At 70.0% G+C, this 21,815-nt stretch carries 22 protein-coding genes and 1 pseudogene; 7 read left to right on the top strand and 16 right to left on the bottom strand.

The genetic code is table 11. The annotated features are described in order from the left end of the window. Window positions 1-155 precede the first annotated feature (155 nt). From crcB (CG747_RS32320) to CG747_RS32305, 4 genes are all read left to right on the top strand, one after another. A complete protein-coding gene (gene crcB / locus CG747_RS32320; protein WP_100605406.1) occupies window positions 156-641 on the top strand; it encodes a fluoride efflux transporter CrcB in 486 nt (161 codons plus the stop codon). Then, window positions 638-985, top strand: coding sequence for a DUF190 domain-containing protein (locus tag CG747_RS32315; protein WP_100605405.1), 348 nt, complete (start codon window positions 638-640; stop codon window positions 983-985). The genes crcB (CG747_RS32320) and CG747_RS32315 overlap by 4 nt, the downstream gene beginning before the upstream one ends. Continuing rightward, complete coding sequence (crcB, locus tag CG747_RS32310) at window positions 982-1,356, top strand: fluoride efflux transporter CrcB (RefSeq protein WP_100605404.1); 375 nt, start codon at window positions 982-984, stop codon at window positions 1,354-1,356. Before CG747_RS32315 ends, crcB (CG747_RS32310) begins: the two co-directional genes overlap by 4 nt. A 241-nt stretch (window positions 1,357-1,597) precedes the next feature. After that, window positions 1,598-2,059: a hypothetical protein gene (locus CG747_RS32305; RefSeq protein WP_100605403.1), complete on the top strand. Its 462-nt coding sequence runs from the start codon at window positions 1,598-1,600 to the stop codon at window positions 2,057-2,059. Window positions 2,060-2,079: 20 nt separating this feature from the next. Here CG747_RS32305 and CG747_RS32300 read toward each other — a convergent pair whose 3' ends face one another. The 9 genes from CG747_RS32300 to CG747_RS32260 form a co-directional block, all read right to left on the bottom strand. Beyond that, a complete protein-coding gene (locus CG747_RS32300; RefSeq protein ID WP_257980888.1) occupies window positions 2,080-3,579 on the bottom strand; it encodes an NRAMP family divalent metal transporter in 1,500 nt (499 codons plus the stop codon). 401 nt (window positions 3,580-3,980) lie between these two features. Next, complete coding sequence (locus CG747_RS32295) at window positions 3,981-5,282, bottom strand: magnesium transporter MgtE N-terminal domain-containing protein (protein WP_100605402.1); 1,302 nt, start codon at window positions 5,280-5,282, stop codon at window positions 3,981-3,983. 132 nt (window positions 5,283-5,414) lie between these two features. Then, window positions 5,415-5,882, bottom strand: a complete 468-nt coding sequence (locus tag CG747_RS32290) for an AAA-associated domain-containing protein (RefSeq protein ID WP_257980887.1) — start codon at window positions 5,880-5,882, stop codon at window positions 5,415-5,417. Window positions 5,883-5,935: 53 nt separating this feature from the next. Then, window positions 5,936-6,175 carry an integrase core domain-containing protein gene (locus CG747_RS32285; protein ID WP_146022175.1) on the bottom strand — a complete coding sequence of 80 codons (240 nt, stop codon included), beginning with the start codon at window positions 6,173-6,175 and terminating at the stop codon, window positions 5,936-5,938. A 188-nt stretch (window positions 6,176-6,363) separates the two neighbouring features. Next, window positions 6,364-8,199 (bottom strand): HAD-IA family hydrolase, encoded by a 1,836-nt coding sequence (locus CG747_RS32280; protein ID WP_257980886.1) that lies wholly within the window; start codon window positions 8,197-8,199, stop codon window positions 6,364-6,366. Window positions 8,200-8,298: 99 nt separating this feature from the next. Beyond that, a complete protein-coding gene (locus CG747_RS32275; RefSeq protein ID WP_100605400.1) occupies window positions 8,299-9,411 on the bottom strand; it encodes an ABC transporter ATP-binding protein in 1,113 nt (370 codons plus the stop codon). Window positions 9,412-9,417: 6 nt separating this feature from the next. Then, on the bottom strand, window positions 9,418-10,278 hold the full coding sequence (locus CG747_RS32270) for an ABC transporter permease (protein WP_100605399.1): 861 nt from the start codon (window positions 10,276-10,278) through the stop codon (window positions 9,418-9,420). After that, window positions 10,266-11,159 carry an ABC transporter permease subunit gene (locus CG747_RS32265; protein WP_100605398.1) on the bottom strand — a complete coding sequence of 298 codons (894 nt, stop codon included), beginning with the start codon at window positions 11,157-11,159 and terminating at the stop codon, window positions 10,266-10,268. Before CG747_RS32265 ends, CG747_RS32270 begins: the two co-directional genes overlap by 13 nt. Window positions 11,160-11,167: 8 nt before the next feature. Continuing rightward, window positions 11,168-12,319, bottom strand: coding sequence for an ABC transporter substrate-binding protein (locus tag CG747_RS32260; RefSeq protein ID WP_100605397.1), 1,152 nt, complete (start codon window positions 12,317-12,319; stop codon window positions 11,168-11,170). A 256-nt stretch (window positions 12,320-12,575) separates the two neighbouring features. On the opposite strand from CG747_RS32260, the gene CG747_RS32255 reads away from it, so the two are divergent. Beyond that, a complete protein-coding gene (locus tag CG747_RS32255) occupies window positions 12,576-13,337 on the top strand; it encodes a GntR family transcriptional regulator (RefSeq protein ID WP_100605396.1) in 762 nt (253 codons plus the stop codon). A 6-nt stretch (window positions 13,338-13,343) separates the two neighbouring features. On the opposite strand, the gene CG747_RS46945 is transcribed toward CG747_RS32255, so the two are convergent. Next, window positions 13,344-13,694 carry an ATP-binding protein gene (locus CG747_RS46945; protein WP_180985786.1) on the bottom strand — a complete coding sequence of 117 codons (351 nt, stop codon included), beginning with the start codon at window positions 13,692-13,694 and terminating at the stop codon, window positions 13,344-13,346. Here CG747_RS46945 and CG747_RS32245 point away from each other — a divergent pair. Further along, the gene (locus CG747_RS32245) at window positions 13,669-14,247 is read left to right on the top strand and encodes a response regulator transcription factor (protein ID WP_308303817.1); all 579 of its coding nucleotides are present in this window, start codon (window positions 13,669-13,671) and stop codon (window positions 14,245-14,247) included. The genes CG747_RS46945 and CG747_RS32245 overlap by 26 nt on opposite strands. A 345-nt stretch (window positions 14,248-14,592) precedes the next feature. Here the strand turns inward: CG747_RS32245 and CG747_RS32235 are convergent, their stop codons facing one another. Next, complete coding sequence (locus CG747_RS32235) at window positions 14,593-15,471, bottom strand: hypothetical protein (protein ID WP_219621548.1); 879 nt, start codon at window positions 15,469-15,471, stop codon at window positions 14,593-14,595. 807 nt (window positions 15,472-16,278) lie between these two features. On the opposite strand from CG747_RS32235, the gene CG747_RS48285 reads away from it, so the two are divergent. After that, complete coding sequence (locus tag CG747_RS48285; RefSeq protein ID WP_180985784.1) at window positions 16,279-16,512, top strand: phosphopantetheine-binding protein; 234 nt, start codon at window positions 16,279-16,281, stop codon at window positions 16,510-16,512. 49 nt (window positions 16,513-16,561) lie between these two features. Here the strand turns inward: CG747_RS48285 and CG747_RS32225 are convergent. The 5 genes and pseudogenes from CG747_RS32225 to CG747_RS32205 form a co-directional block, all read right to left on the bottom strand. Further along, window positions 16,562-16,753, bottom strand: a pseudogene (locus tag CG747_RS32225) (ISAzo13 family transposase); the annotation flags it as partial. Between the two features lie 47 nt (window positions 16,754-16,800). Then, complete coding sequence (locus tag CG747_RS32220) at window positions 16,801-18,306, bottom strand: ABC transporter ATP-binding protein (RefSeq protein ID WP_100605392.1); 1,506 nt, start codon at window positions 18,304-18,306, stop codon at window positions 16,801-16,803. Next, window positions 18,303-19,148, bottom strand: a complete 846-nt coding sequence (locus CG747_RS32215) for an ABC transporter permease (protein WP_100605391.1) — start codon at window positions 19,146-19,148, stop codon at window positions 18,303-18,305. Before CG747_RS32215 ends, CG747_RS32220 begins: the two co-directional genes overlap by 4 nt. Next, window positions 19,145-20,128 carry an ABC transporter permease gene (locus CG747_RS32210; protein WP_374701849.1) on the bottom strand — a complete coding sequence of 328 codons (984 nt, stop codon included), beginning with the start codon at window positions 20,126-20,128 and terminating at the stop codon, window positions 19,145-19,147. Before CG747_RS32210 ends, CG747_RS32215 begins: the two co-directional genes overlap by 4 nt. Beyond that, complete coding sequence (locus CG747_RS32205; protein WP_100605390.1) at window positions 20,125-21,669, bottom strand: ABC transporter substrate-binding protein; 1,545 nt, start codon at window positions 21,667-21,669, stop codon at window positions 20,125-20,127. Before CG747_RS32205 ends, CG747_RS32210 begins: the two co-directional genes overlap by 4 nt. Window positions 21,670-21,815: the final 146 nt, after the last annotated feature.

The following is a 21,815-nucleotide window of genomic DNA, read 5'->3' as shown; positions in this document are numbered from 1 at the left end:
CGCCAGCTTGGAAACGGCTCAGTGATCTCCGGATGCCGCACGGCGGTGGGGCCCGCCGTACCCAAACCGCGGCAAGAACGCCGCCAACGGTCCCTACTTGCGATGGCGCACACCTTCGTGGATTTCTTCCCGTGCCCGGCGAGTAGGAGACATACGTGACCAAGGCCGACCCCTCGACGGTGAGCGAACCCACCGACCCCGACCTCGACCTCTCTGTCCCCGCGCAGCGGAGAGAGACGCTGCGGGGGCACGCTCCGGTCATCGCATCAGTGGCCCTCGGTGGTGCCATCGGAGCGTCCGCCCGTTACGGGGCCTCCCTGCTGTGGCCCACGGCGGTCGGCGCGTTCCCGTGGACGACGCTGGTCGTCAACGCGATCGGCTGCGCGGTCATCGGCGTCTTCATGATCCTGATCACCGACGTCTGGGCCGCCCACCGACTGGTACGGCCGTTCTTCGGCACCGGCGTCCTGGGCGGCTTCACCACGTTCTCCACCTATGCCGTGGACATCCAGCACCTGGTCCAGCGGGGCGAGGCCCGTACCGGTCTGGCGTACATGGCTCTCACCCTGGTCGCGGCCTTGGCGTCGGTGTGGGCTGGGGCTACCTTGACCCGCCGGATCGTCGAACGGAGGCAGCGATGAGGCTGACCGGTTCCGCACTGCGCGTCACCATCTTCATCGGCGAGAACGACACCTGGCACCACAAGCCGCTGTTCACCGAGATCGTGCACCGGGCCCACAAGGCCGGGCTGGCCGGCGCCTCCGTCTTCCGCGGCGTCGAGGGCTACGGCGCCTCCTCGCTGATCCACACCTACCGCCTGTTGTCCCTGAGCGAGGACCTGCCGGTGGCCATCGTGATCGTCGACGCCGAAGACCGTATCCGCGCGTTCCTCCCGCAGCTGGACGAACTCGTCGCCGAGGGAGTGGTCATCCTCGACGACTGCGAGGTCATCCGCTACGTGGGCCGCGGCAAGGAGGGCAAGTGACCTGGCTGCTCGTGATCGCCGGAGCGGCGATAGGCGCCCCCCTGCGCTATCTCACCGACCGCACGGTCCAATCCCGGCACGACACCGTCTTCCCCTGGGGCACCTTTACCGTCAACGTCGTCGGCTCTCTGATCCTCGGGCTGGTCACGGGCGCCGTGGCCGCCGGAGCCGCTTCCTCCCAAATACAGCTGCTCGTCGGCACCGGCCTGTGCGGCGCGCTCACCACCTACTCGACGTTCTCCTACGAGACCCTGCGCCTCGCTGAAGACGGAGCTCGCTTCTTCGCCGTCGCCAACGTCGTCGCGAGCCTGGTGGCCGGCCTGGGAGCCGCCTTCACCGGGGCGGCCTTCGCCCAGGCCATCTGGGGCTGAGCCTGACTGCTCCAGCCCGCCGGTAAGTCCCGGCGGCCGGGCCAAACACCCCGTCGGCGTAGGCATCCTGACCAGTGGGCCTGTCGGCTGTTCGCTCAGGGTTGCTGTTCAAGTGGCAACTCGTATGGATTGCGCGAGGGTGTGTGCATCGCTGAACCCTCGCTGTCGGGATCACCGCCGGGCCGCTGCCGCGACACAGGAGGCACCGCAGAGCCACGATGGGAGGGGAAGGTGAGGTGCCATGAGGATCGTGCCCCGCCGTTGGAACGCCGAGGTCATGGCCATGGTGGCGGTTCTGGTCGTGGCCGGTGCCGAGCTGCTGGTGCTCGTTCTCGCCGCTCCCGGGCAGCGCCCGGTGATCAGTGGCGTGCTGCTCGGTTCGGCGGCTGCCGTTTTGGTGGTGTTCGGCGAGGTGTGGCACGTACTGCGCAGACGCGACCGGCGGGGCCGACCTCCGCGACAGCCGCGGCCGAGCGACGAGGCATGGTTCAGCGCCGAGGCGCTGGAAGGTTTCCCGGTCGACGGCATCCGGCGGTGGCTGGTGGGCCGTGATGCTCCTGATCCGAATCGGTTCTACGCCGCCTGGGTGCTGGCCACTCATGGCCGTGACGTGCAGTGGATCGTCCGGCATCTCGATCTGCCGGAGGACGCTGTGCGCCTCCTCGTCGGAGCCGCACGCGAGCGCGGAAGCGATAGCGGCTGACGCCGCTGCGGGAGCGTGGGTCACGCACTGCCGAGCTGGATGGCCTTGATGAGCAGGAGCAGGGCGCTGAGGATCAGGTATCCGCGCAGGGCGGTCATGCCGAGTCGGGTGCCGGTGGACCATCGCACGGGCTTGAGGAGCGCCAGCGGTGGCATGCGCCAGGCGAGTTTCTCGGCGTGTGACATCACCGGCGCGGGGGGTGCGGGCGTGCGGCGGCGGGTGACCCGCAGTGCGATGGCGGTGCCCGTCAGGGCTGTGATCAGGGCGATCGCGAGCCAGATGGTGAGCTGGGCGACGTTGATGGAAGGGAAGAGTGTGGTGGCCATCAGTGTGCCGGAGAGCATGAGCAGGACGGAAATAATGACGGTGGCGAGCACGTTCAGCCAGCGGCGGTTGACCCAGGGGCCGAGCACTTCGGGATCGTTGCACAGCAGGAGCAGGAAGACGCTGGCGGAGGGCAGCAGCAGTCCTGCGAGGGCTTGGACGGCCTCGGTGATCAGGCCCAGTGGGGCGCCGGGGATGAGGACGATGGCGGCGGCCACCAAGACCAGCAGGCTGTAGGAGGTGTAGAAGGGTTTGGCCTCGCGGAAGCCGCGGTGCAGGGAGTGGCGGAGGTTGAAGACGTCGCCGAAGGCGTAGCTGGTGGCCAGGGTCACGGCTGCGGCGCCGATGATGCTGGCGTCCAGCAGCACGATGGCGAACAGCGTGCCGAGGATGTCGTCCTGGCGGGCCAGGGCTTCGGCGACTCCGGCGGCATCGGTGAAGTGCCGGTGGGCGCTGGTACCCCGGGCGGCGAAGTCGGCGACCATGATCAGGGCCGCGGCGCCGAGGACGACGACGAGGGAGCCGATGACGGTGTCGGCGCGTTCGTAGCCGATGAAGCGGGGCGTGATGCGCTTGTCGATCACGTTGGACTGTTGGAAGAACAGCTGCCAGGGGGCGACGGTGGTGCCCACGATCGCGATGATCAGCAGGACCGCTTCACTGCTGATGCCGCCCTGGACGCTCGGTACGACGAAGTGGTGCGCGGCATGGGCCCATCGAGGGTGTGACATCAAGGTCAGCGGGATCAGCAGCAGGCTGGCGGCGATGAAGGCGAACATGGCGCGTTCCCAGCGGCGGAAGGAGCCGCTGGCGGTCACGGCGATCAGTACGACGGCGGCGATGGGCACGACGACGTAGTCCGAGACGCCGAGGTAGCCGGCGGCCAGTGAGATGCCGATGAACTCCGTCACGAGGGTCAGGAAGTTCAGCAGGAACAGGTCGCCGACGCTGAACCAGCCCCAGAAGCGGCCGAATCGTTCGATGATCAGGCGGGCGTGGCCGACGCCGGTGACCGCGCCCAGCCGTACCACCATCTCCTGATTGACGATCAGGACCGGGACGAGGAGGAGCAGGACCCACAGCAGCGAGTAGCCGTAGTTCTGGCCGGCCTGGGCGTAGGTGGCGATGCCGCCGGCGTCGTTGTCGCCGACCATCACGATGATGCCGGGGCCGACGATCGCCAGGAGGGTCAGCAACCGGGCCTTGAAACCGGGGCGTTCTTCGGCGTGTTCGCGCGGGACGCGGCCGAAGGCGCCTTGGATGTCGCCGAGATGAGCCTCGTCGAGTACGGCACTGCTCCTCGGCGGGCGGACCGGGGCCGCCGGACGGGCGACGGCCTTCTTCGCCGGGGGCTCGGTGCGGCGCTCCGGCGGTGGCTTTGGTGGCGGGGGCTTCGGCTCCGCTGGGCGTGGCTTCTCCGGTACGCCGGGGTGGTGGGGCCCGCCGCGAGGAGTGGGCTGCTGTGGCCTTGGGCTGGCCGACGGTTCCGGGCGGTGGGGCTCTTCCGGCCGACCCGGCGGCTCTGGATGGGGTGGAGGCTTCGTGCGGTCGGGCCGTTCCGGGTGTTCCGGGGCACCATGGGGCCGGTCGTGGTCACTCATGAGTGGGGCGGTGTGTCGTACGGCGGTGGGCCGGGGGCTGGCGCGTCCGCGTGGTGGGGCGGGCGCGAGGCGGGCTCGCGCCGACGCCAGTCCTCGGGGATGACGGCGTCGAGTACGTCATCGACGGTGATGACGCCGAGGATGCGGTCTTCGTCATCGACGACCGGCACCGTGAGCAGGTTGTAGTCGGTCATGAGCAGGGCGACGTCTTCGACGTCGGTGTCGGGGCCGGCCCGTACCGGATCGCGGTCCACGACATCTTCCAGCGGGGCTTTCGGATCGGCCTGGAGCAGTTCCACAAGGGTGCCGACGCCGAGCAGCTGCTTCTCTTCCCCGATGAGATAGATACTGGTCAGGGCCTCGGGTTGCAGGGTCCGAGCCTCACCCGCTGCCCGCAGCGCCTCGACGACCGTGGTACTGCCTGTCGCGGTGAGGACATCGAGCGCCATCAGCCCGCCCGCGCTGGAAGGGTTGAAGCCCATCAGGGTCAGCACCTTGGTGCGCTGCCCTGCCGGGAGCGCGTCGAGGACCGGCTGCCTGCGGCTCTGCGGCAGGTCGTTGATCGCATCCGCGGCGTCGTCGGCGCGCATCCGGGCGATGACCTGGGCGATCTCGGCATCGGTGCGCTCGCGCAGCAGCCGGATCTGCGAGTCCGGTTCCAGTTCCTCGAACACGTCGGCTTCCAACTCGGGGTCGGCGTGCACGGTCTGCAGGATTTCGTGCGACTCGGGGCGGTTGGCCTCCTCCAGCAGATCGGCGAGGTCCGCGGGCTTGAGCCGCCCCAGGCGCGCGAGCGGCCCTCGCACCCGGGCGGACCGTGCATGCCCGATCAGCGGTTCGAAGGACTTCCAGTCCCGCCAGTCCGGCTGCCCGCCCCGGCCGCCCATCACGCCCCGCAAACGCGGCGGTCGGTGCGTGTCGAGGCAGGTGAGCACCCACCCTTCAGGTCGCTGCTTCAGCTCGATGTCGTACGCCCGGACCAGCTCGACGTTGGCCACGTCGATCACCCGGTGACCGAGCACGTCGGCGCGCAGCAGCACCTCCCCCTCGCGTCGTTCGAAGTGCCGCAGGTCGACCCGCGGGCTGGCCAAGGTGATCCGCTGCCCTTCCAGGTCAGCGACCTGCTCGGCGGGCAGGAAGACCTCACGCCCGCCCACACGCGCCACCACCCCGGTGACCTGCGGATAGTCCCGGCCGCGCAGCCGGACGATGACGTCGGAGAGACGGCCGACCACTTCGCCGTTGCCGCCTACCAGCGGACGGCGAAGAAGACCGGCCAGATGCACGACACGCTCCACACCACCCAACCTAGGCACAGCGTGCACGATCGGAACGACAGGCACTGCGGCGCGCCATACCAAGCCCTCCAGCGGCCCAGCACCGCACCATCCCGCACGGAAGCCGCCGGCTCCAGCCCGAAGCCGCTGGAGCTACGGCTTCGCGGGCTCACCTGACTCGCGTACGAATTGGCGGTCGTCCGCGGCGTAGTCGAACAGCTCGCCGTAACGGCCCCAATCGATGGCGATGTCCAGTTGGCGGCGGGCCTCCTCGGCGGAGAAGCCGCGTTGCAGCAGGTCGAGGAAGAAGCCCTCGCGCAGGGCGCCGTCGTCGGTGGCGGCCAGTGCCTGGGTAACGGCGCGTACCAGTGGGGCGCGGGCGGCGGCCAGGCGGGCGAAGCGCTGTTTGCTGGTGAGGATGTCGGCGGCGGTGAAGTCGCGGCCTTCGTCGGTGAGGGCGAGGCGAGCGTCGGCGACGGTGGCCAGGCCCAGCAGCACGGCGGCGTCCACGAGCGGCAGGAGGTCGTCGATCTCGAAGTTGAGTTCGTCGGCGATCTCGGCCAGGCCGTCCTCGCCGCCCCGGGCGAGCAAGATCTCCAGGAGACCGGCCAGTCCGCCCACCGATGCCTGGGGAAGCGGGACCGTGTCAATCCCATCGAATCGTGGAGACCTTCCTATGCAGCCAGCTCCTTGCCGAAGCTGGCCCGGTGGTCGTGTTCGTAGTTGATCGGGCTCTTCCAGCCGCACACACTGTGTAGCCGTCGCGTGTTGGAGAAGTCGGTGATCCAGGTCACGACCCGGATCCGGGCCTCCGTACGGGTGGCGAAGCTGCGCCGGTGGACGTATCCGACCTTCGGCACGCTGTTGAACGCCTGGCTCACGGCGTTGTCGAAGCATGATCCGACGCGGCCCACGGACTGGAAGATCCCCAGCTTGCGGCAGGCACTGCGGAACTTCCGCGAGGCGTACTCCTGCAATGCTCAGCAAGAACGGGAAGAAAGGACCGCACTTCAGAACGTCGCCGATATCGCCAAGGCCCGCGGCTCGAAGAGGTGAGCTTGTTCCGCTTTGACGGACACGCGGGTGGAGCAGCCGGGTCACCTCATGAGCGGAGGGAGAACGTCGTGAGCACCGCGGCGTGGTCCGAGGGCCAGTCGTTCCCGGCCACGTCGGGGAAGAGTGCGTTGGTTCCGCTGACGTAGGCCGTCGCGTCGTGCACTTCGAGGCGGGCGCCGGCGTAGAGCACGTAGTCGATGCGGTCCTGCGGCTCGGCGCGGCCGCTGCCGTCCTCGTGCGTGTCGTGGACCGGGGACCAGGTGGCACCGGGATCGCGCAGCGGGTCGGGGTGTGCCACTCGGTAGGAGTCCCGCAAGCCCGTGTCCTCGGCGGCCTTGGTGACGGGCCAGCCGACGGGTCCGTAGCCGCACTGCAGCGGTGCGGTGGCCTGGGTCCAGTCCAGGTGGGAAGGGGCGTTGAAGTCGCCGACGAGCAGTACGGGCGTGGTGTCGCGGTCGGCGAGCTGACCAGCAATGGCCGCGAGGATCTCCCGCATCTGGCCGAGCCGCCCGGAGCTCGCTTCGTCCTCGACGAGATCGGCGACCGGGAGTCTGTCGAGGCAGGCGCTGTACGGGCCGTACGGCGTGTAGTTGAGGTGCGCGCTCCACAACACCACCTCCTGCGGTGCGTTCGCGCGGGAGTCGAGCCGGACCGTGACGCCGGTACCGCCGTAGAAGCCGGGGTCCGGGCTGCCGTGCCGGGCGACGATCGGATAGCGGCTGAGGACGCCGAGGTTCTCGCCGGCCTGGTGGTGATCCCAGCCGAGGGCCTCGGCCAGCTCCCTGGTGGCGGTGGAGTGCGTTTCCTGGAGGCCGACGATGTCCACGTCGGCCTCCAGCAGCACCCGTAGCTGCTTGTCGCGGTGGTCGCGCACCTTGGTGCCGCCGAACCACAGGTTCCAGCTCATCACCTTCAGCTCGCGTACCAAAGGCTCGTTGGCGCCGACCACCGGGATATGGACGGTCAGCCGCGCCCGGCCGCCCGCGCCGTCCGTGGCCGTGACGGTGACGTCCGTGTTCCCGGCGGCACCGGGCGTACCGCGGAGGGTGCCGTCAGCGGACACCTCGACCCAGTGCGCGCCGTGGTCCGCGGCGAAGGTCACCGGGGCGGATGCGGCGGCGCCCCTGAGCAGCCCGGCGACGCTCGCCCGGAAAGGCTCGCCGACGCGGGCATTGCGGGTGGTGAGGGAGGCGGTGAGGAAGTACGGGCCCGCGTCCGTGACCAGGGACCGCAGCAGCGGCAGGTCCGCCCTCTTGAGACTGTCCAGTACGGTCCGTCCGTAGGCGGGCGATATCGGGGCCAGGGACGGCACGGCCAGCACCCGGCAGCCTGCGGCCTCGGCCGAGGCGACGCCGATGGGGGTGTCCTCGACCGCGACGCATGCGGAGGGGCGTACGCCGAGCGCGTGGGCGGCGGCGAGATACGGGTCGGGGGCCGGCTTGCTGTGTTCGGTGTCGTCGGCGGTGACGGTGACGGTGAAGTGCCCGATGCCCAGGGTGCGCAGCACGATGTCCGCCACGGAGCGGGGTGAGGCGGTGACCAGGGCCGTCGGGACGCCGGCGCGGCTGAGCTCGTCGAGGAGTTGCACGGCGCCGGGTCGCGGCTCGACGCCGCGCGCCACCCGGGTGGCGAACTCCCGCTGCAGGGCGTCCGCGAGCTTCTCCTCGCAGGCTTCGGTGCCGAGGATGTGTCGCAAATGGGCCGCCGTGTGCTGCACCGGGCGGCCGAGTACCTCGGGCAGGTCCGCGTCGGTGAGTTCGTGGCCCAGCTCCCGGGCCACATGGGCGACGGACAGCCACCACACCTCCTCGGTGTCGACGAGGGTGCCGTCCATATCGAAGAGGACGGCCTGCAGCGGATGGTTGGTGGTGCCGAGGGACACGGGTTCTCTTTCGTTCTCTGCCGGCAGTGGCGCGGTGCCGGCGGTGGCGTGACGCGCCGGTGTGCGGGGCGGCGGATCGGTCGGTGTGGGGTCCGGTGCTCAGGCCGCACGGGCGGCCACGAGCACCGCCCGGTCGGGCAGGGACACGGTCAGCCGCGCGCCCGGGGCGAGCGCGGCGGCGTCATGGCCGGGCAGATCGGCCTTGATGTCGGTGCCGTCGGGCAGTTGGACGGTGAGCCGGGTGACGGCGCCGAGGAAGGCGGCGGCGGTGACACGCGCCGTGCCCTCGGGGTCCGCGGCCAGCCGGACCGCTTCGGGCCGGATCAGAACATCGACCTCGGGCCCCTCGGGCGCCTCACCGTCCACCGGCAGCCGCCTGCCCAGCGCCTCGACCGCCGTACGGCCGTCCACGAGACGGCCGGCGAGACGGTTCATGGTGCCGACGAACTCGGCGACGAAGGCGGTGGCCGGGCGGCCGTACAGCTCGGCGGGTGCGGCGCACTGTTCCAGCCGGCCCGCGCGCATCACCGCGACGCGGTCCGCCATGGACAGCGCCTCCTCCTGGTCGTGGGTCACGAAGAGGGTGGTGATACCGAGCTCCTGCTGCAGCCGCCGGATCTCCTCGCGGAGGGTGAGTCGTACCTTGGCGTCCAGCGCGGACAACGGTTCGTCCAGCAGCAGCACCCGGGGACGCAGCGCCAGGGCGCGGGCGAGGGCGATGCGTTGCTGCTGGCCGCCGGAGAGCTGGTGCGGGTAGCGGTCGCCCTTGTCCGGCAGTCCCACCAGCTCCAGCAGCTCGGCGGCGCGGGCGCGCCGCTGCTCCGGGCGGACCTTCCGCATGCGCAGTCCGAAGGCCACGTTGTCCAGGGCGTTCAGATGCGGGAAGAGGCTGTACGACTGGAAGACCATCCCGGCGTCCCGGCGGTGCGCGGGGACGCCGGTGACGTCCTCGCCGTCCACCAGGATCTGGCCGGCGTCGGGGTGCTCGAACCCGGCGAGCATCCGCAGGGCGGTGGTCTTGCCGCAGCCCGACGGGCCGAGCAGGGCGAGCAGTTCACCGGGGCGTACGGACAGGTCGAGTCCGTCGAGTGCGACGGTGGTGCCGAAGGTGCGGCGCAGGTCGCGGAGTTCGACGGTTGCGGCGCTCCCCGATGCGCTGGGGACGCCGTGCGGCACGGCGGTCGGTGCGGTTGTGGTGGCGGCGTCGGTCATGCCGGGTCACTCCTGGGTGGTCGTACGGGAGGGGGTGCGCCGTCCGCCGAGGGCCGCCAGGGCCACCAGGAGTGCCCAGGTGACGAGCAGGCTGAGGACGGAGACGGCGACGGACAGTTGGGCCTGGGAGCCGCTGACGTTCACGATCCACACGGCGAACGGCTGGAAGCCGAGCAGCCGGGCGACGGTGAACTCGCCCAGGACCAGCGCGAGGGTGAGGAACGCCGCGTTCAGCAGCGCCCGGCGCAGATTGGGCAGCACCGCGCGGACCAGTGCCTGGGGCCAGCCCGCACCGCAGCTGCGGGCGGCTTCCACGAGGGTGCGTACATCGACTGCGCGCAGCCCGGCGTCCAGCGCCCGGTACACGAACGGCAGCGCCATCACCGTGTAGGCGAGGACGAGCACGAGGGGGAACGACGGATTCTGCAGCACCACGAACGTCTGGTAGAGCGGCGTGGCCGCAAGGTGCTCCGGGCCCCAGCGCAGCACGGTGACCAACCCCGCCACGAAGGCGATCGGCGGTACCACCAGCGGCAGCGAGCAGACCATCTCCACCACCGGGCGCAGTCGGGGCGCGCCCAGCCGCAGCGCGACCATGGCGGGCACCATCAGCAGCAGCACGACCGCGATGGTGACGGCGGCCAGTTCCAGGGAGAGCAGCAGGCTGGAGGCGAATCCCTGGGCGCCGACGATCTGCCGGTACGCGTCCAGGGTCACGCCCTTGCCCGGCACGTCGACGGTGAAGATCACCGAGGCGGCCAGCGGCACGAGGAAGTAGACCGCGGCGAGGGCGAACACCGCGCCGCGCCACAGACGCGGGCGGGACCTGGTCCGGGCGGTGGCCGGGGCGGGGATCAGGCGAGCCATCGCGTGCTCCGTCGTTGCAGGGGCAGGTATACGGCCATCACCAGCCCGGCGATCACGACCATGTCGAGACTGAGCGCCAGGGCCACGTTCTCCTGGCCGACCAGGACGTTGCCGGAGATGGCGTCGGCGATCTGCAGGGTGACCAGCGGCACCGAACTGCCGACCATGGCAGCGGCGGTGGCGTAGGCGGCGAAGGAGCTGCCGAAGAGCAGCACCAGCCCGCCGAGGAGCGACGGAGTGAGCACCGGCAGGGCCACGTACCGCCAGAACTGCACGATGGTGGCGCCGTTGTTCTGCGCGGCCTCACGCCACTGGGTGCGCAGCCCGTCGAGGGCGGGGGTGATGGTGAGCACCATCATCGGGACGAGGAAGTACAGGTAGGTGAGGACGAGTCCCCAGAAGCTGTAGAGGTTCCAGCCCGCTCCGGACAGGCCCAAGTGCCGGGTGAGGACACCGGAGTTGCCGACGGTGGCGACGAAGGCGAAGGCGAGCGGGATGCCGCCGAAGTTGGCGAGCACTCCGGAGGCGGTGAGGACGGCTTCGCGCAGCGCGGTGAAGCGGGATGTCACCACGGCCTGGGCGAGCGGCAGTCCGAGCACCGCGGCGAGTACCGCGGAGACGGCGGACAGCTTGACGCTGCCGAGCAGGGACGTCAGATAGGCGCCGTGCAGGGAGGCGGTGAGGTTGGCGGTGGTGTACGAGGAGGCCCCGGTGGCCGGGTCCTTGGCGGTGAAGGCACCGGAGAGCATGGCGAGGGCGGGAACCCCGAAGCTGAGCGCGGCGAACGCCAGCAGTGGGACCACCGCGAGCCAGCCCATCGAGCGGCGCCGCCCCGGGACGGTGACCGTCCCGGGGACGGAGGTACGGGCAGTGGCGGTCATGGACGGCGTCACCCGGAGACGGCCTTGCCCCAGCCCTGGCCCAGCAGCTGCTTGGCCTTGGACTGCTGGGCCTCGGACGGGAAGGTGGGAGTGCCGGAGACCTTGGGCAGCTTGGCCGCGGCTGCCTTGTCGAGGCTGCCGTCCTTCTCCATCGCGGCCATCAGCGCGGGGCGGGCGTGCCCCTTGAGCCAGAGGTTCTGGCCCTCGCCGCTGTAGAGGTACTCCTGCCACAGCCGGGCCGCGGCCGGGTGCGGGGCGTCCTTGTTGACGGCCTGCGAGTAGTACTGGGAGAACTTGCCATCCTTGGGAATGGCGACCTTCCAGTCCACGCCCTTGCCCTTGAACTCGTCGGCGTAGCCCGCGTTGAGGTAGTCCCAGTCGATGCTGATGGGCGTTTCGCCCTTCTCGATCGTGGCCGGGGTGGCCTCGACGGGGGTGTAGTTGCCGTTTTTCTTGAGCTTGGCGAAGAAGTCCAGGCCGGGCTGGATGTCGTCGAAGGAGCCACCGTTGGCCAGGGATGCCGCGAACACGCCGCCGAAGGCCGAGCCGGACTTGGTGGGGTTTCCGTTCAGTGCGACCTGCCCCCTGTACTGGGGGTCGAGCAGATCGGCGAAGGTCTCGGGGCACTTCGTGACGCGCTTGGCGTCGCAGCCGATGGAGGTGTAGCCGCCGTAGTCGTTGTACCAGCGGGCCTGTGCGTCCTTCTGCCCCGTGGGGATGGCGTCGTACGAGGCGACCTTGTACGGCGCGAGCAGGCCCTGCTGGGCGGCGCTGACCGCGAAGGAGCTGCCGAGGTCGAGCACGTCGGGGGCGCGGTCCTGGCCCTTGCGGGAGGTGACGGCGTTGATCTCGTCCTGGCTGGCGCCGCCCGGGTTCTCGACCTTGACCTTGATCCCGTACTTCTTGGTGAACCCGTCGATCAGGGCACCGTAGTTGGCCCAGTCGCGCGGTATGGCTATCGCGTTGAGCGTGCCCTCCTTCTTGGCCGCGTTGACCAGGGCGTCCATACCGCCGAAATCCTTCGCCGAGGTGGCGGAGGCGGCCTTCGCGCCACCGGCCCCGGACTGGGCGGTGGGGGCAGCGCCGCAGGCGCTGAGAGTGAGTACGGCAGCCGCCAGGCTGCCCGCGAGGACAGTCGTCCTCGGAAGGGACACGTTCACGATCTCTCCGTCGACTTGTTTGGACAAGCTGGCCCCAGTTAGCACGCCACTCCTGTCGCGGAGATGAACACGGAGGGAATTCGCCACTGGCCGCAGGCGACACCCTTGACCAGTGTGATCCGTATCTCGCGGGACCGAAGGAGCTGGGGCGGAAGGCGGACCACACCTAGGCCAGGGCTCGTCTACGCTGACGGCGACCAAAGAGATCTGTGCACAAGCACTGCGCACAACTCGTCCATCCGACCAAGGGGGGCCGTTGACAGCGCGGCACGAGCAGATAGCCGAGGAGCTGCGTCAGGCGATCGACAGCGAGGAGTATCCGGTCGGCGCGCCGTTCCCCTCCGAGAGCGAACTCTCCGCACGCTTTGGCGTCTCACGCGGCACAGTGCGGCAGGCCGTCGCAGCGCTGACCACGGAGGGGCTGATCGGCTCCCGGCAGGGTGCCCTGCGGGTGGTGCTGGCCAGCAGACGCAGCCAGAGCTTCGCCGAGCTGCGTAGCTTCGCGCAGTGGGCGCGCGCCATGGGCCGTACCGCAACAGGCACGGTGGTGCTGACCGAACGCAGGCCCGCAACCGCGGAGGACGCGTCGCGGCTCCGTCTGCGCACCGGCACCGAGGTGCTGTCCGTACTGCGCGTCCGCGGACTGGATGGAGACCCTGTACTCGTGGAGCGCACCGTCTACGCGGACTGGATCGCACCGGGGGTCGAACGCATCGAGCCGGACTGCCCGTCGGTGACCCAGCGACTTTACGAGGAGACCGGCCTGGTCTTCGCGTACGGCGAGCATGTCATCGACGCGGTGGCCGCCAGCGCCCGCGATGCCGAACTGCTCGGCATCCGTCGTACCAGCCCGCTCCTGCGCGTACGCCGGGTCACCACCACCCACGCCGGCCGGCCCGTCGAGTGGTCCGACGACCGCTACCGCTCCGACGCCGTGAGCTTCAGCGTCCACAACTCGATCGGCACCAACCCGCTCGCCCGCCGAACCGGCCCCCGCCTCGACCCGGCTACCCGCTGAGCGCCGCTAGCTCTCGCGCGGCAGGAGCAGGGTGGATCTGGTCGGTTCGGCCTGGGCGAGGCTGAGCCGGCCTCCGGCGGCTTCGGCCAGGCCCGCTGCCAGGGGCAGCCCGATCCCCTGGCCCGGCCCCGTGGTGGTGCCGCGGTCGAAGAGAGTTCTCGCAGAAGGCAGCACGGCCCCCTCGTCGGTGGCGTCGAGGGCGAGGGCAGCTTCGACGTCACGCAAGGTGACCTCGACCGTTCCGCGGCCGTGCCGGCGGGCGTTGTCGAGGAGGATGTCGAGGATCTGATCGGTGGTGCGGCCGGGGACGGCCAGGCTCCTCGATCTCGGCTTGCCCGACACCGACGGCATCGACATCGCCCGCACGCTGCGCGCCGAATTCCCCGAGCTGCTCATCATCATCCTCACCGCCCGCAGCGACGAGATCGACGTCATCGCCGGCCTGGACGCCGGAGCCGACGACTACCTCGTCAAACCCTTCACCCTGGCCGTCTTGTCGGCCCGGGTCCGCGCGCACCTGCGCCGCCGCCCGACCGGCTCACCTGAGCGGGAAGGGCCGATTCATCTGGGCGACCTGACCGTGGACATCACCGCACGGCGCCGTCTGCTCCACGCTCGTGAGGTCACGCTGCGCCCCAAGGATTTCGAACTGCTCCTCGTCTTGGCCCAGCACGCCGGAGCCGCCGTTTCCCGCGAAACGCTGATGGCCCAGGTCTGGGACGAGAACTGGTTCGGCTCCACCAAAACGCTGGACGTCACCATGGCCTCCCTGCGCCGCCGCCCCCACCAAGCCGCCACCGCCGCACCGGTTGCCGTGCGCCTGCCCGAGATCACCACCCTGCGCGGCCACGGCTACCGGCTGGAGCCCCCCGGGTCAGGTCCGGCCCGCGAGGCCGCATCAGACCGATAGTGCGCCAGGGCCGGCGGACGCCCCGAGGTTCGCCGTGTGCAACCGACAGGGCGGCAGAACTTGCAGCACGTCGACAAGCCGACCGCGTTGATCGTCGATGACACGGGCTTTCTCGAGGACGGCACCGTCATCGCCGACGGGGGCTACCGGGGCACCGCTCTGATCATCCCCACCGCCGCGAGCACGGCCAGGCCGAGCTGCCGGCCTGGAAGGAAGAACACAACCGCTCTGTGCACCCGATCCGGTGCCCGTGCCGTGGTGGGCCTCGGCCTGCCCCGAGCACGACCGGTTGAGCGCCGGGCGGGGCAGCGTTGGGCGCCGACCGTTGATCGCTGGACCTGGCAGTTACGACAGCGGGGTGAGTTGCTCATCGCGGGCGGCGGCATCCCTGCGCTCTTGCAGGTGGGCGTAAGCCATGAGGCCGAAGAGAACGGCCAGGAGTACCGCCGAGGAGCCTGCGGTGCCGAGATCGAGCCCGCCCTTGGCGACAGGCTTGGTGAGGAAGTCGCCTGCCGTGGCTCCGAGGGGGCGGGTCAGGACGAAGGCGATCCAGAACAGCGCGACATTGGGGACGGCAGGCACCCGCATGAGAGCGACGAGTACGGCCAGGAGCCCAGTTACCAGCAGGGCGCCGCCCGCATAGCCGAGGCCGGAGCTGTCGGAGAGGAAGTCCCCCATGGACGTACCGAGCGTGTTCGACACCAGGATCGCGGACCAGAAGAGCGCCTCGCCGCGAAACGTGACGATGTCACGGATGACGAAGGACTGCCCGGTGAACTTCCAGGCGAGGAAGATGACGATCAGCAGGGAGATCAGGATCGCGGCGCCTGCGGGGTATCCCAGACCCAGGCCCTGCGGGCCCCAGCCGAGAGAGGTCGCGCCCCCCGTGAGGTACTTCTCGCTGGCGTCACGGTTCATGAAGTCCGACACGGTGGTGCCGGCCATGCTGGTGGACAGGATGACCGTCCAGTAGAAGAACGGGTTGTAGCGCTTGGACCGCAGTTGCACCACCAGCGTCACCACGAACACCAGGAACAGCGCGATCGTGGTGAGAAAGTAACCCAGTTTCAGCGTCTGGGAGAACAGATCTCCGGCCGTCTCACCCAAGGTGGTAGCCGCGATCTTCATGATCCAGAAGGCCAGAGTCACCTCCGGAAGCTTCTTCATCACGGACCGGCCCGCACTGGCGACATCCACCTCTGCGAGGATCTCCGACTGGCCCAAAGCACACTCCCTGGTTGATGATCGGCGCTCCACTGCGCGGGCAGCGCGCGCCCCGCTGCTGTGTGACGGCGCTGAGCGGCGTCGGACGCCCAGCTCGCGCTCCGACCGCGCCCGCGCTCCGCCCCTCTCCCCGCATCCGTACGTCGGTGCACCGTAGGCGGTCTACGTGAATGTAGACAAAACCTTGGTGTGTCTGCCATCGCAGCGTGAGCCGATAGAGCGCCTTGCCGTGCGGCGTAGCGATGACACTCGTGAGGAGGGTCAGCCGTCCGTAGCCGATCACCCCCGAGCAGGCCACGGACCCCGCGTACTGGGGCGGCCACGCCCGCTGGCCGGTGCGCTTCGCGGATGCGGTCCGTACCGCGGCTTCCAAGGGCCGTACCGTGCTGGTCGAGGTCGGGCCCGGCACCACGTTGTCCACCCTGGCCAGGGTGACCCTGGCCGAACGGCGGGGGATCTCCACCGTCCGGACGATGCGCCGCCCTGGCGAGGCGGGCGACGACATGGAGACGCTGCTGCTCGGGATCGGGGACCTGTGGCTGGCAGGCGGCGAGGGGCGGTGGCGCGCGCTGCACGACGGGCCGCGGCGCAGGGCCGCGCTGCCCGGCTACCCGTTCCAGCGGGAGCGCCACTGGAACGGGCCGAGCGGGGAGCAGGGCGCCGGGGCGCCGGCATGCCCGCGCAGGCCGCCGAAGTACGGCCCGTGCCCGCGGAACCGAAGGAGGCTCCGCCGGGGACCGCCCGACGCGGCCCGCTGGACTGAGGTCCGGCTACACGGCTCCGCGCGGCGAGACCGAGAAGCGGATCGTGGCGCTGCGGGAAGAGTTCCTCGGGTTTGCGGGCATCGGGGTCAACGACGACTTCTCCGAGCTGGGCGATCACTCCCTGCTCGGCACCCAGATGGTGAACCGCATGCGGGACGGACTGAGCGTGACGGTGTCCCTGCGGGAGCTACTGTCCCACCCGACACCGGCAAAGCTCGCCGCGGTTGTCACGGCCGCCCTGGCGGTCCCGGCGGCCGGAGCGGACGAGTCGCCGTAGATGCCACTGCGATGACCCATGAGGCCGGCGGTCCCCGTTATGTTCTGTGGAGTTCCCGCATTCCGGCAGACACAGTGGCCTCACGGACACCGGCGGCACAGGCAACCGCTCCGATCCCGCCGTGGCCGAGGGACTGGGCTTCTGCCCCTATCAACCGACGACGCTGCCGCTCGTCGAGGTGCGGCAGAATCGCCTCGAACTTGGCTGCCAGCACGCCGCGTTGCCCTTCCAACCGGCTCATGCCAGACCAGCGAACCACCGAGCGGAAGGCCAGGCGGGGGACCGGCGCTACGCGGGGACGCCGATGCTGAGGCCGGCGCTGGGCACTGCGGCGTGCACGTGCCCGCCGTCGATGTGGTGGGCGGTGTCGGAGTGGGCCGCGATGACGTCGAGTTCGTGGCTGACGAGGACGAGGGTGAGGCCGTTCTCGGTGCGCAGCCGGGTGAGCAGCGCCATCACGCTCTCCGTGGTCGCGGGGTCGAGTGCGGAGGTGACCTCGTCGCAGAGCAGCAGTTCGGGTTCGGTGGCCAAGGCGCGGGCGATGGAGGCGCGTTGGCGCTGTCCGCCGGACAGTTCGTGCGGATAGCGCCGGGCGAATTCTTCGGGGAGGCCGACGTCGTCGAGGAGGGTGCGCACCCGGTCCGGAACATGGGCCTTCGCGACGACGCGATGCAGTTGCAGCGGCCGGGCGATCGAAGCGCCTACCGTACGTGCGGGGTTGAGGGCGCCGAGGGGATTTTGCGGGATGAGTTGGATGCGGCGCTGATGGTCTCGGGTGCGTCTGCGTGCTGCGGGGGGCAGCATCTGGCCATTGAAGGTGAGAGTTCCGGCGCCAGGGGTCTGCAGTCCGGCGAGGACGCGCAGGAGGGTGGTCTTGCCGGACCCTGAGGGGCCGATGATGCCGGTCGAGGTGCCTGGGGGGGCGTGGAAGTCCGCGTCCTTGAGTGCTTCGTGGGTGTGGCCTTTGTGGGTGAAGGCCACCTGTAGTCCATGGGCGCGCAGGCCGTCGGCGGGTGCAGCATGTGGTGCGGGGAGGCGACGACGGGCCGTCGACCGGTCAGGCCGGCTGGCCGGGGCGGGGCCGCTGAGGGCGATGACGGTGTCGGCGCAGGTTTCGACGACGTGCAAGTCGTGGCAGGCGAAGGCGATCGTCATGCCTCGGTCGCCTGCGAGGTGCTGGAGCAGGTCGGTGATCTCATCGCGCAGGGCGGTGTCGAGGCCGGCGGTGGGCTCGTCGAGCAGGAGAACGTCGGGCTTCCGGGCCAGCGCGCGGGCCAGGGCGAGGCGGCGCTGCTGGCCCCCGGACAGTGCGCCGGGACGGTGGTGCGCGAGAGTTTCGTCGAGGTGGCACTGGGCCATCAGTGCCGCGACAGCCTTGGGGGTCGGGTCGGTGGCGACCTCTGCGATCAGGCGTGCTGCGGTCATACGGGGGTTGAGGGCGGAGCCGGGGTCTTGCCCGACATAGGCGATGCGGTTGCGGCGAAGCGCCCGCAGTGCGTCCGGGGCGAGTGCGAAGACATCCTGTTCAAATATCTCGACGCGGCCGGAGGCGAGTTCGCCGCCTTGTGGAAGGTCTCCGATGAGGGCGCGCAGCAAGGTTGTCTTGCCTGAGCCCGAGGGGCCGGTGAGTGCCGCGATCCTGCCCGCTTCCAGGCTGAGGTTGGTGGTGCTGAGCAGGGTCGGGCCGTTGGAGAGGCTGATTTCGAGGTTGGTGACCGTGACGGGTAGTGGGGCGTGGGTCGTGGCCATGGCGGCGTCCTGGGGTGTGGGTGCGGGGTGGCCGGTGGTGGTCATCGCAGGGCTGCCTTGCGGGCCGCGGCCGGTGCCAGGGCATTGGCGGCGAGGTTGACGCTGATGGCGAGAAGTCCGATGGCCAGGCCGGGCGTGACGACGGCCCAGGGGTTGAGGAGGATGCCGGGTCCGTTCTCGCGGATCATCAGTGCCCAGTCGGCTTCGGGTGGTTGGGGGCCGAGCTGGAGGAAGCCGGCCATGGAGATGACGTATACGGCTTCGACGAAGCGCAGGCCGAACAGAGCGAGGATGGTGGCGCGGAGGTTGGGGAGGATCTCGCGCAGTGCCAGGTATCCGATGCGTTCGCCGCTCGCGGTGGCGGCTTCGACGAACCCAGCGGTGGCGAGTGGTGCGGCCGCGCTGGCCACGATGCGCACCGCATAGGGGGTGCCCAGGACCATGGCGGCCAGGGTGACGGCGAGCCGTCCGCCACCAGGCCAGGCAAGCGCGAGGAGCATGATGCCCAGGACCGGCGGCAGGAGCATGGCGGTGTCCGCGATGCGCTCGACGAGGCGCCCGAGCCGGGGACTGAGCACGGCGAAGCAACCGAGCAGGGTGGCCAGGAACGTGACGACGAGCGCCACGATCAGGGCGTTGCCGATCAGGGCGTTGCCGCCGTGCAGCAGTCGGCTGAGGACGTCGCGGCCGAGTTGGTCGCCCCCCAACGGAGATCCGTCGGCTGCTGTGGCGTAGGGCGCGGTGACCGGCTTGTCGACGGGGTGCGCGGCCAGTAGCGGCCCCAGGACGGCCACGAGGGCGAGCAGGACGGCGGGTGCGACGGGTAGGAGGATCCGTAGCCAGGGGCGGCGAGCGGTCCCCTGGTTGAGAACCGCGGCGGCGGTCATGGTCGGGCTCCCAGGGTGCGGGCGCGGACGAGGTCGGCCAGGAGAAGGATGACGGTGATGAGGGCAGCCGCGCAGGTGACGACGGCAGCGATGACGGGGGTGTCGCGGTCGGCGACCGCACCGGCCAGCACCGTGCCGATGCCGGGGTAGTTGAACAAGGTCTCCACGACCACGGTTCCCCCGAGCAGCATGCCCGTGGAGGTGGCGATGCCGGTGGCGATGGCCGGCCAGGCGCCCGGCAGGGCGTGGCGCAGCAGCACACGGTGGTTGGGCAGACCGTCGAGGCGGGCGGCTTCCACGTGGGGGGTGGCGGCCTGGTCGGCGAGGGCGGCGCGGACGATGCGGGTGTTCCATCCGGTCTGCGGGATGGTCAGGGCCAGTACCGGCATGATCAGCATGGTCCAGGTTGCGGGGGAGCCGTCGCCGCCGGTGACGGTGGCGGCGGGCAGCCAGCCGGTCCACAGGGACAGCACCAGCAACAGCCCGATGGAGACGACGAATTCGGGCAGTGCGAAGGCTGCGGTGGAGGTGAGATCCACTACCCGGTCGAGAACACCGCGGGGGCGGGCGGCGGCCCAGATGCCGAGCGCCAGTGCCGCAACGACCGTGAGGACGAAGGCGGTGGTGGCCAGCACGATGGTGTTGGGCAGCGGGTCGGCGAGCAGGTCGGTGACGCGCTGGCCCCGGGCGGAGGTGCCGAAGTCCCCGGTGGGCAGAGCGGTGATCCAGTCCCAGAATCGTTCCCAGACCGGCCGGTCGAGGCCGAGCAGATGCCGGCGGGCGGCGATGCCCGATGCGCCTTCGCCACGTTCGGAGGTGGCTGAGGCGGCGTCGCCGGGCAGCAGCTCGATCGCGGCGAACACCACGGCGAGCAACACCACCAGCATCACGAGACGTTTGCCCACTACGGCGACGGCACGCAGGGCTGCCTGAACGATGCGGCGCGCGGCCTCGGCCTGGCGGGTGGTCGTGTCGGTCACGGGGCGAGCCAGACGTTTTCGAGCTGGACGCGGCCATAGCCGGGGAGCTTGGGCAGGCCGTGGACCTTGGGCGCGGCAAGATCGATGCCGTCGGCCATGCCCCACAGCAGATAGCCGGACTTGTCGTACTCGACCTGCTGGAGGTCATGCAGCGCGGCGGCGCGGGCCTTGGGGTCGGCGGTGGCGAGGACCTTATGGTAGGCGGCGTCGAAGTCCTTGTCGGACCAGTCGGCTTCATTCTGGCCCGCTCCGGTGGTCATGGTCTTGGAAGCGAAGAAGACCACGGAGTCGTTGGTGCCCCAGTAGTTGGTGTAGAGGTCACCCTTGAGCCAGGTCTTCTGGTAGAAGGTGCCGGACTCCTGCTTGACGACATCGATCTTGATCCCGGCCTCTCGGGCCTGGGAGGCGAAGAGCGTCGCGGACTCGGCCAGTCCGGAGATGTCCTCGGTGGTGACCAGCTCGTAGGTCTTGGAGAAGTCGAACTGGGCTTCCTTCAGCAGCTGCTTGGCCTTGGCCAGGTCGTGGTGGCGCTGCGGGATGCCCTTGGCGTAGTCGGGGTCGGCGGTGCCCAGGATGTCGTTGGCGACGGTGCCGTACCCGGAGAGCACCTGCTTGACCATCGCGTCGCGGTCCACGACGAGCTTCATCGCCTCGCGGACCTTGGGGTCGGCGAACGGGCCGCTGGAGGTGCGCATCACGATCGGCATGGCCATGTCGTTGGGACGTCGGATGACCTTGATGTCCTTACGGGCATCGGCGGTGCGGGCCGCGACGGCACCGGCGTTGGAGGCCAGGTCGATCTGACCGGACATCATGGCGTTCGCCATCGCCTGGGGGCTTTCGAACATGGTCACCTCGATGGCGTCGAGGTAGACCTGGCCGCCGTGCCAGTGCTCGTTGCGCAGCAGACGGGCGTTGCCGCCCCGGTACCAGTCGAGCTTGAAGGGGCCGGTGCCCGGCGCCTTGGCGATGTCCTTCTCAGGGGTGTTCTTCTTCATGATGAACGTCGACAGGCGCGTGAGCATGGGCAGCTCGGCGTTGGCGAAGTCGGAGACCAGGACGACGGTGTCCTTGCCCTCGGCGGTGATGTTGTCCGCCTTGATGCCAGGTAGACGCGCTGCACCGGCGGGTGTGTTGCGCAGGCGGCGCAGGGACCAGACCACGTCGTCGGCGGTGACCGGGGTCCCGTCGTGGAAGGTCGCGCCCTTGGCGACGGTGAAGCGCCAGGTCTTGAGGTCCTTCGAGGGCTTGAAAGAGGTGGCCAGGCGGCCAACGGTGTTGTCCTTGAGGCCCGGCGCCGTGAGGGTGTCGTAGACGAGCGCGATGACGAGGTAGTCGCTCTCGTTGCCCTGGTTGCCATGCGGGTCGCGGGTGATGGCCGAGGAGCGGCCCAGTGCACCGATGCGGAGCGTGCCGCCCCTTCTCGGCTTGGCGCCCGAGTCGGAAGAGGCCGCGCCATTCCCGCCCCCGCAGGCGGCAAGCAGCACGGCCGCGCCTATGCCGCCACCGGCCCACAGGACCTGTCGCCTCTTGAAGTCCACGTTGCCTCGCTCCACTCAGTTCCAGTTACTTAGGTTTGCCTACCCTAATGGCAACCGTTTCCGCAAGGGCGCGCGACGTCCAATGCCTTGATTGGTCGACGTCAACCGGCCCTTTGTGGGTGAGAGTTGCGCGAAACCGGACACTC

It is taken from the genome of Streptomyces sp. CB02959 (assembly GCF_002803155.1).
Classification (GTDB): domain Bacteria; phylum Actinomycetota; class Actinomycetes; order Streptomycetales; family Streptomycetaceae; genus Streptomyces.
This window is presented reverse-complemented; position numbering and strand designations above follow the sequence as displayed.

Excerpts from the sequence above, each read along its gene's own strand:
- CG747_RS32315 (WP_100605405.1), top strand. The coding sequence starts at position 638 with ATGAGGCTGACCGGTTCCGCACTGCGCGTCACCATCTTCATCGGCGAG.
- CG747_RS32305 (WP_100605403.1), top strand. The coding sequence starts at position 1,598 with ATGAGGATCGTGCCCCGCCGTTGGAACGCCGAGGTCATGGCCATGGTG.
- CG747_RS32275 (WP_100605400.1), bottom strand. The coding sequence starts at position 9,411 with ATGACCGACGCCGCCACCACAACCGCACCGACCGCCGTGCCGCACGGC.
- CG747_RS32270 (WP_100605399.1), bottom strand. The coding sequence starts at position 10,278 with ATGGCTCGCCTGATCCCCGCCCCGGCCACCGCCCGGACCAGGTCCCGC.
- CG747_RS32265 (WP_100605398.1), bottom strand. The coding sequence starts at position 11,159 with ATGACCGCCACTGCCCGTACCTCCGTCCCCGGGACGGTCACCGTCCCG.
- CG747_RS46945 (WP_180985786.1), bottom strand. The coding sequence starts at position 13,694 with ATGTCGATGCCGTCGGTGTCGGGCAAGCCGAGATCGAGGAGCCTGGCC.
- CG747_RS32220 (WP_100605392.1), bottom strand. The coding sequence starts at position 18,306 with ATGACCACCACCGGCCACCCCGCACCCACACCCCAGGACGCCGCCATG.
- CG747_RS32215 (WP_100605391.1), bottom strand. The coding sequence starts at position 19,148 with ATGACCGCCGCCGCGGTTCTCAACCAGGGGACCGCTCGCCGCCCCTGG.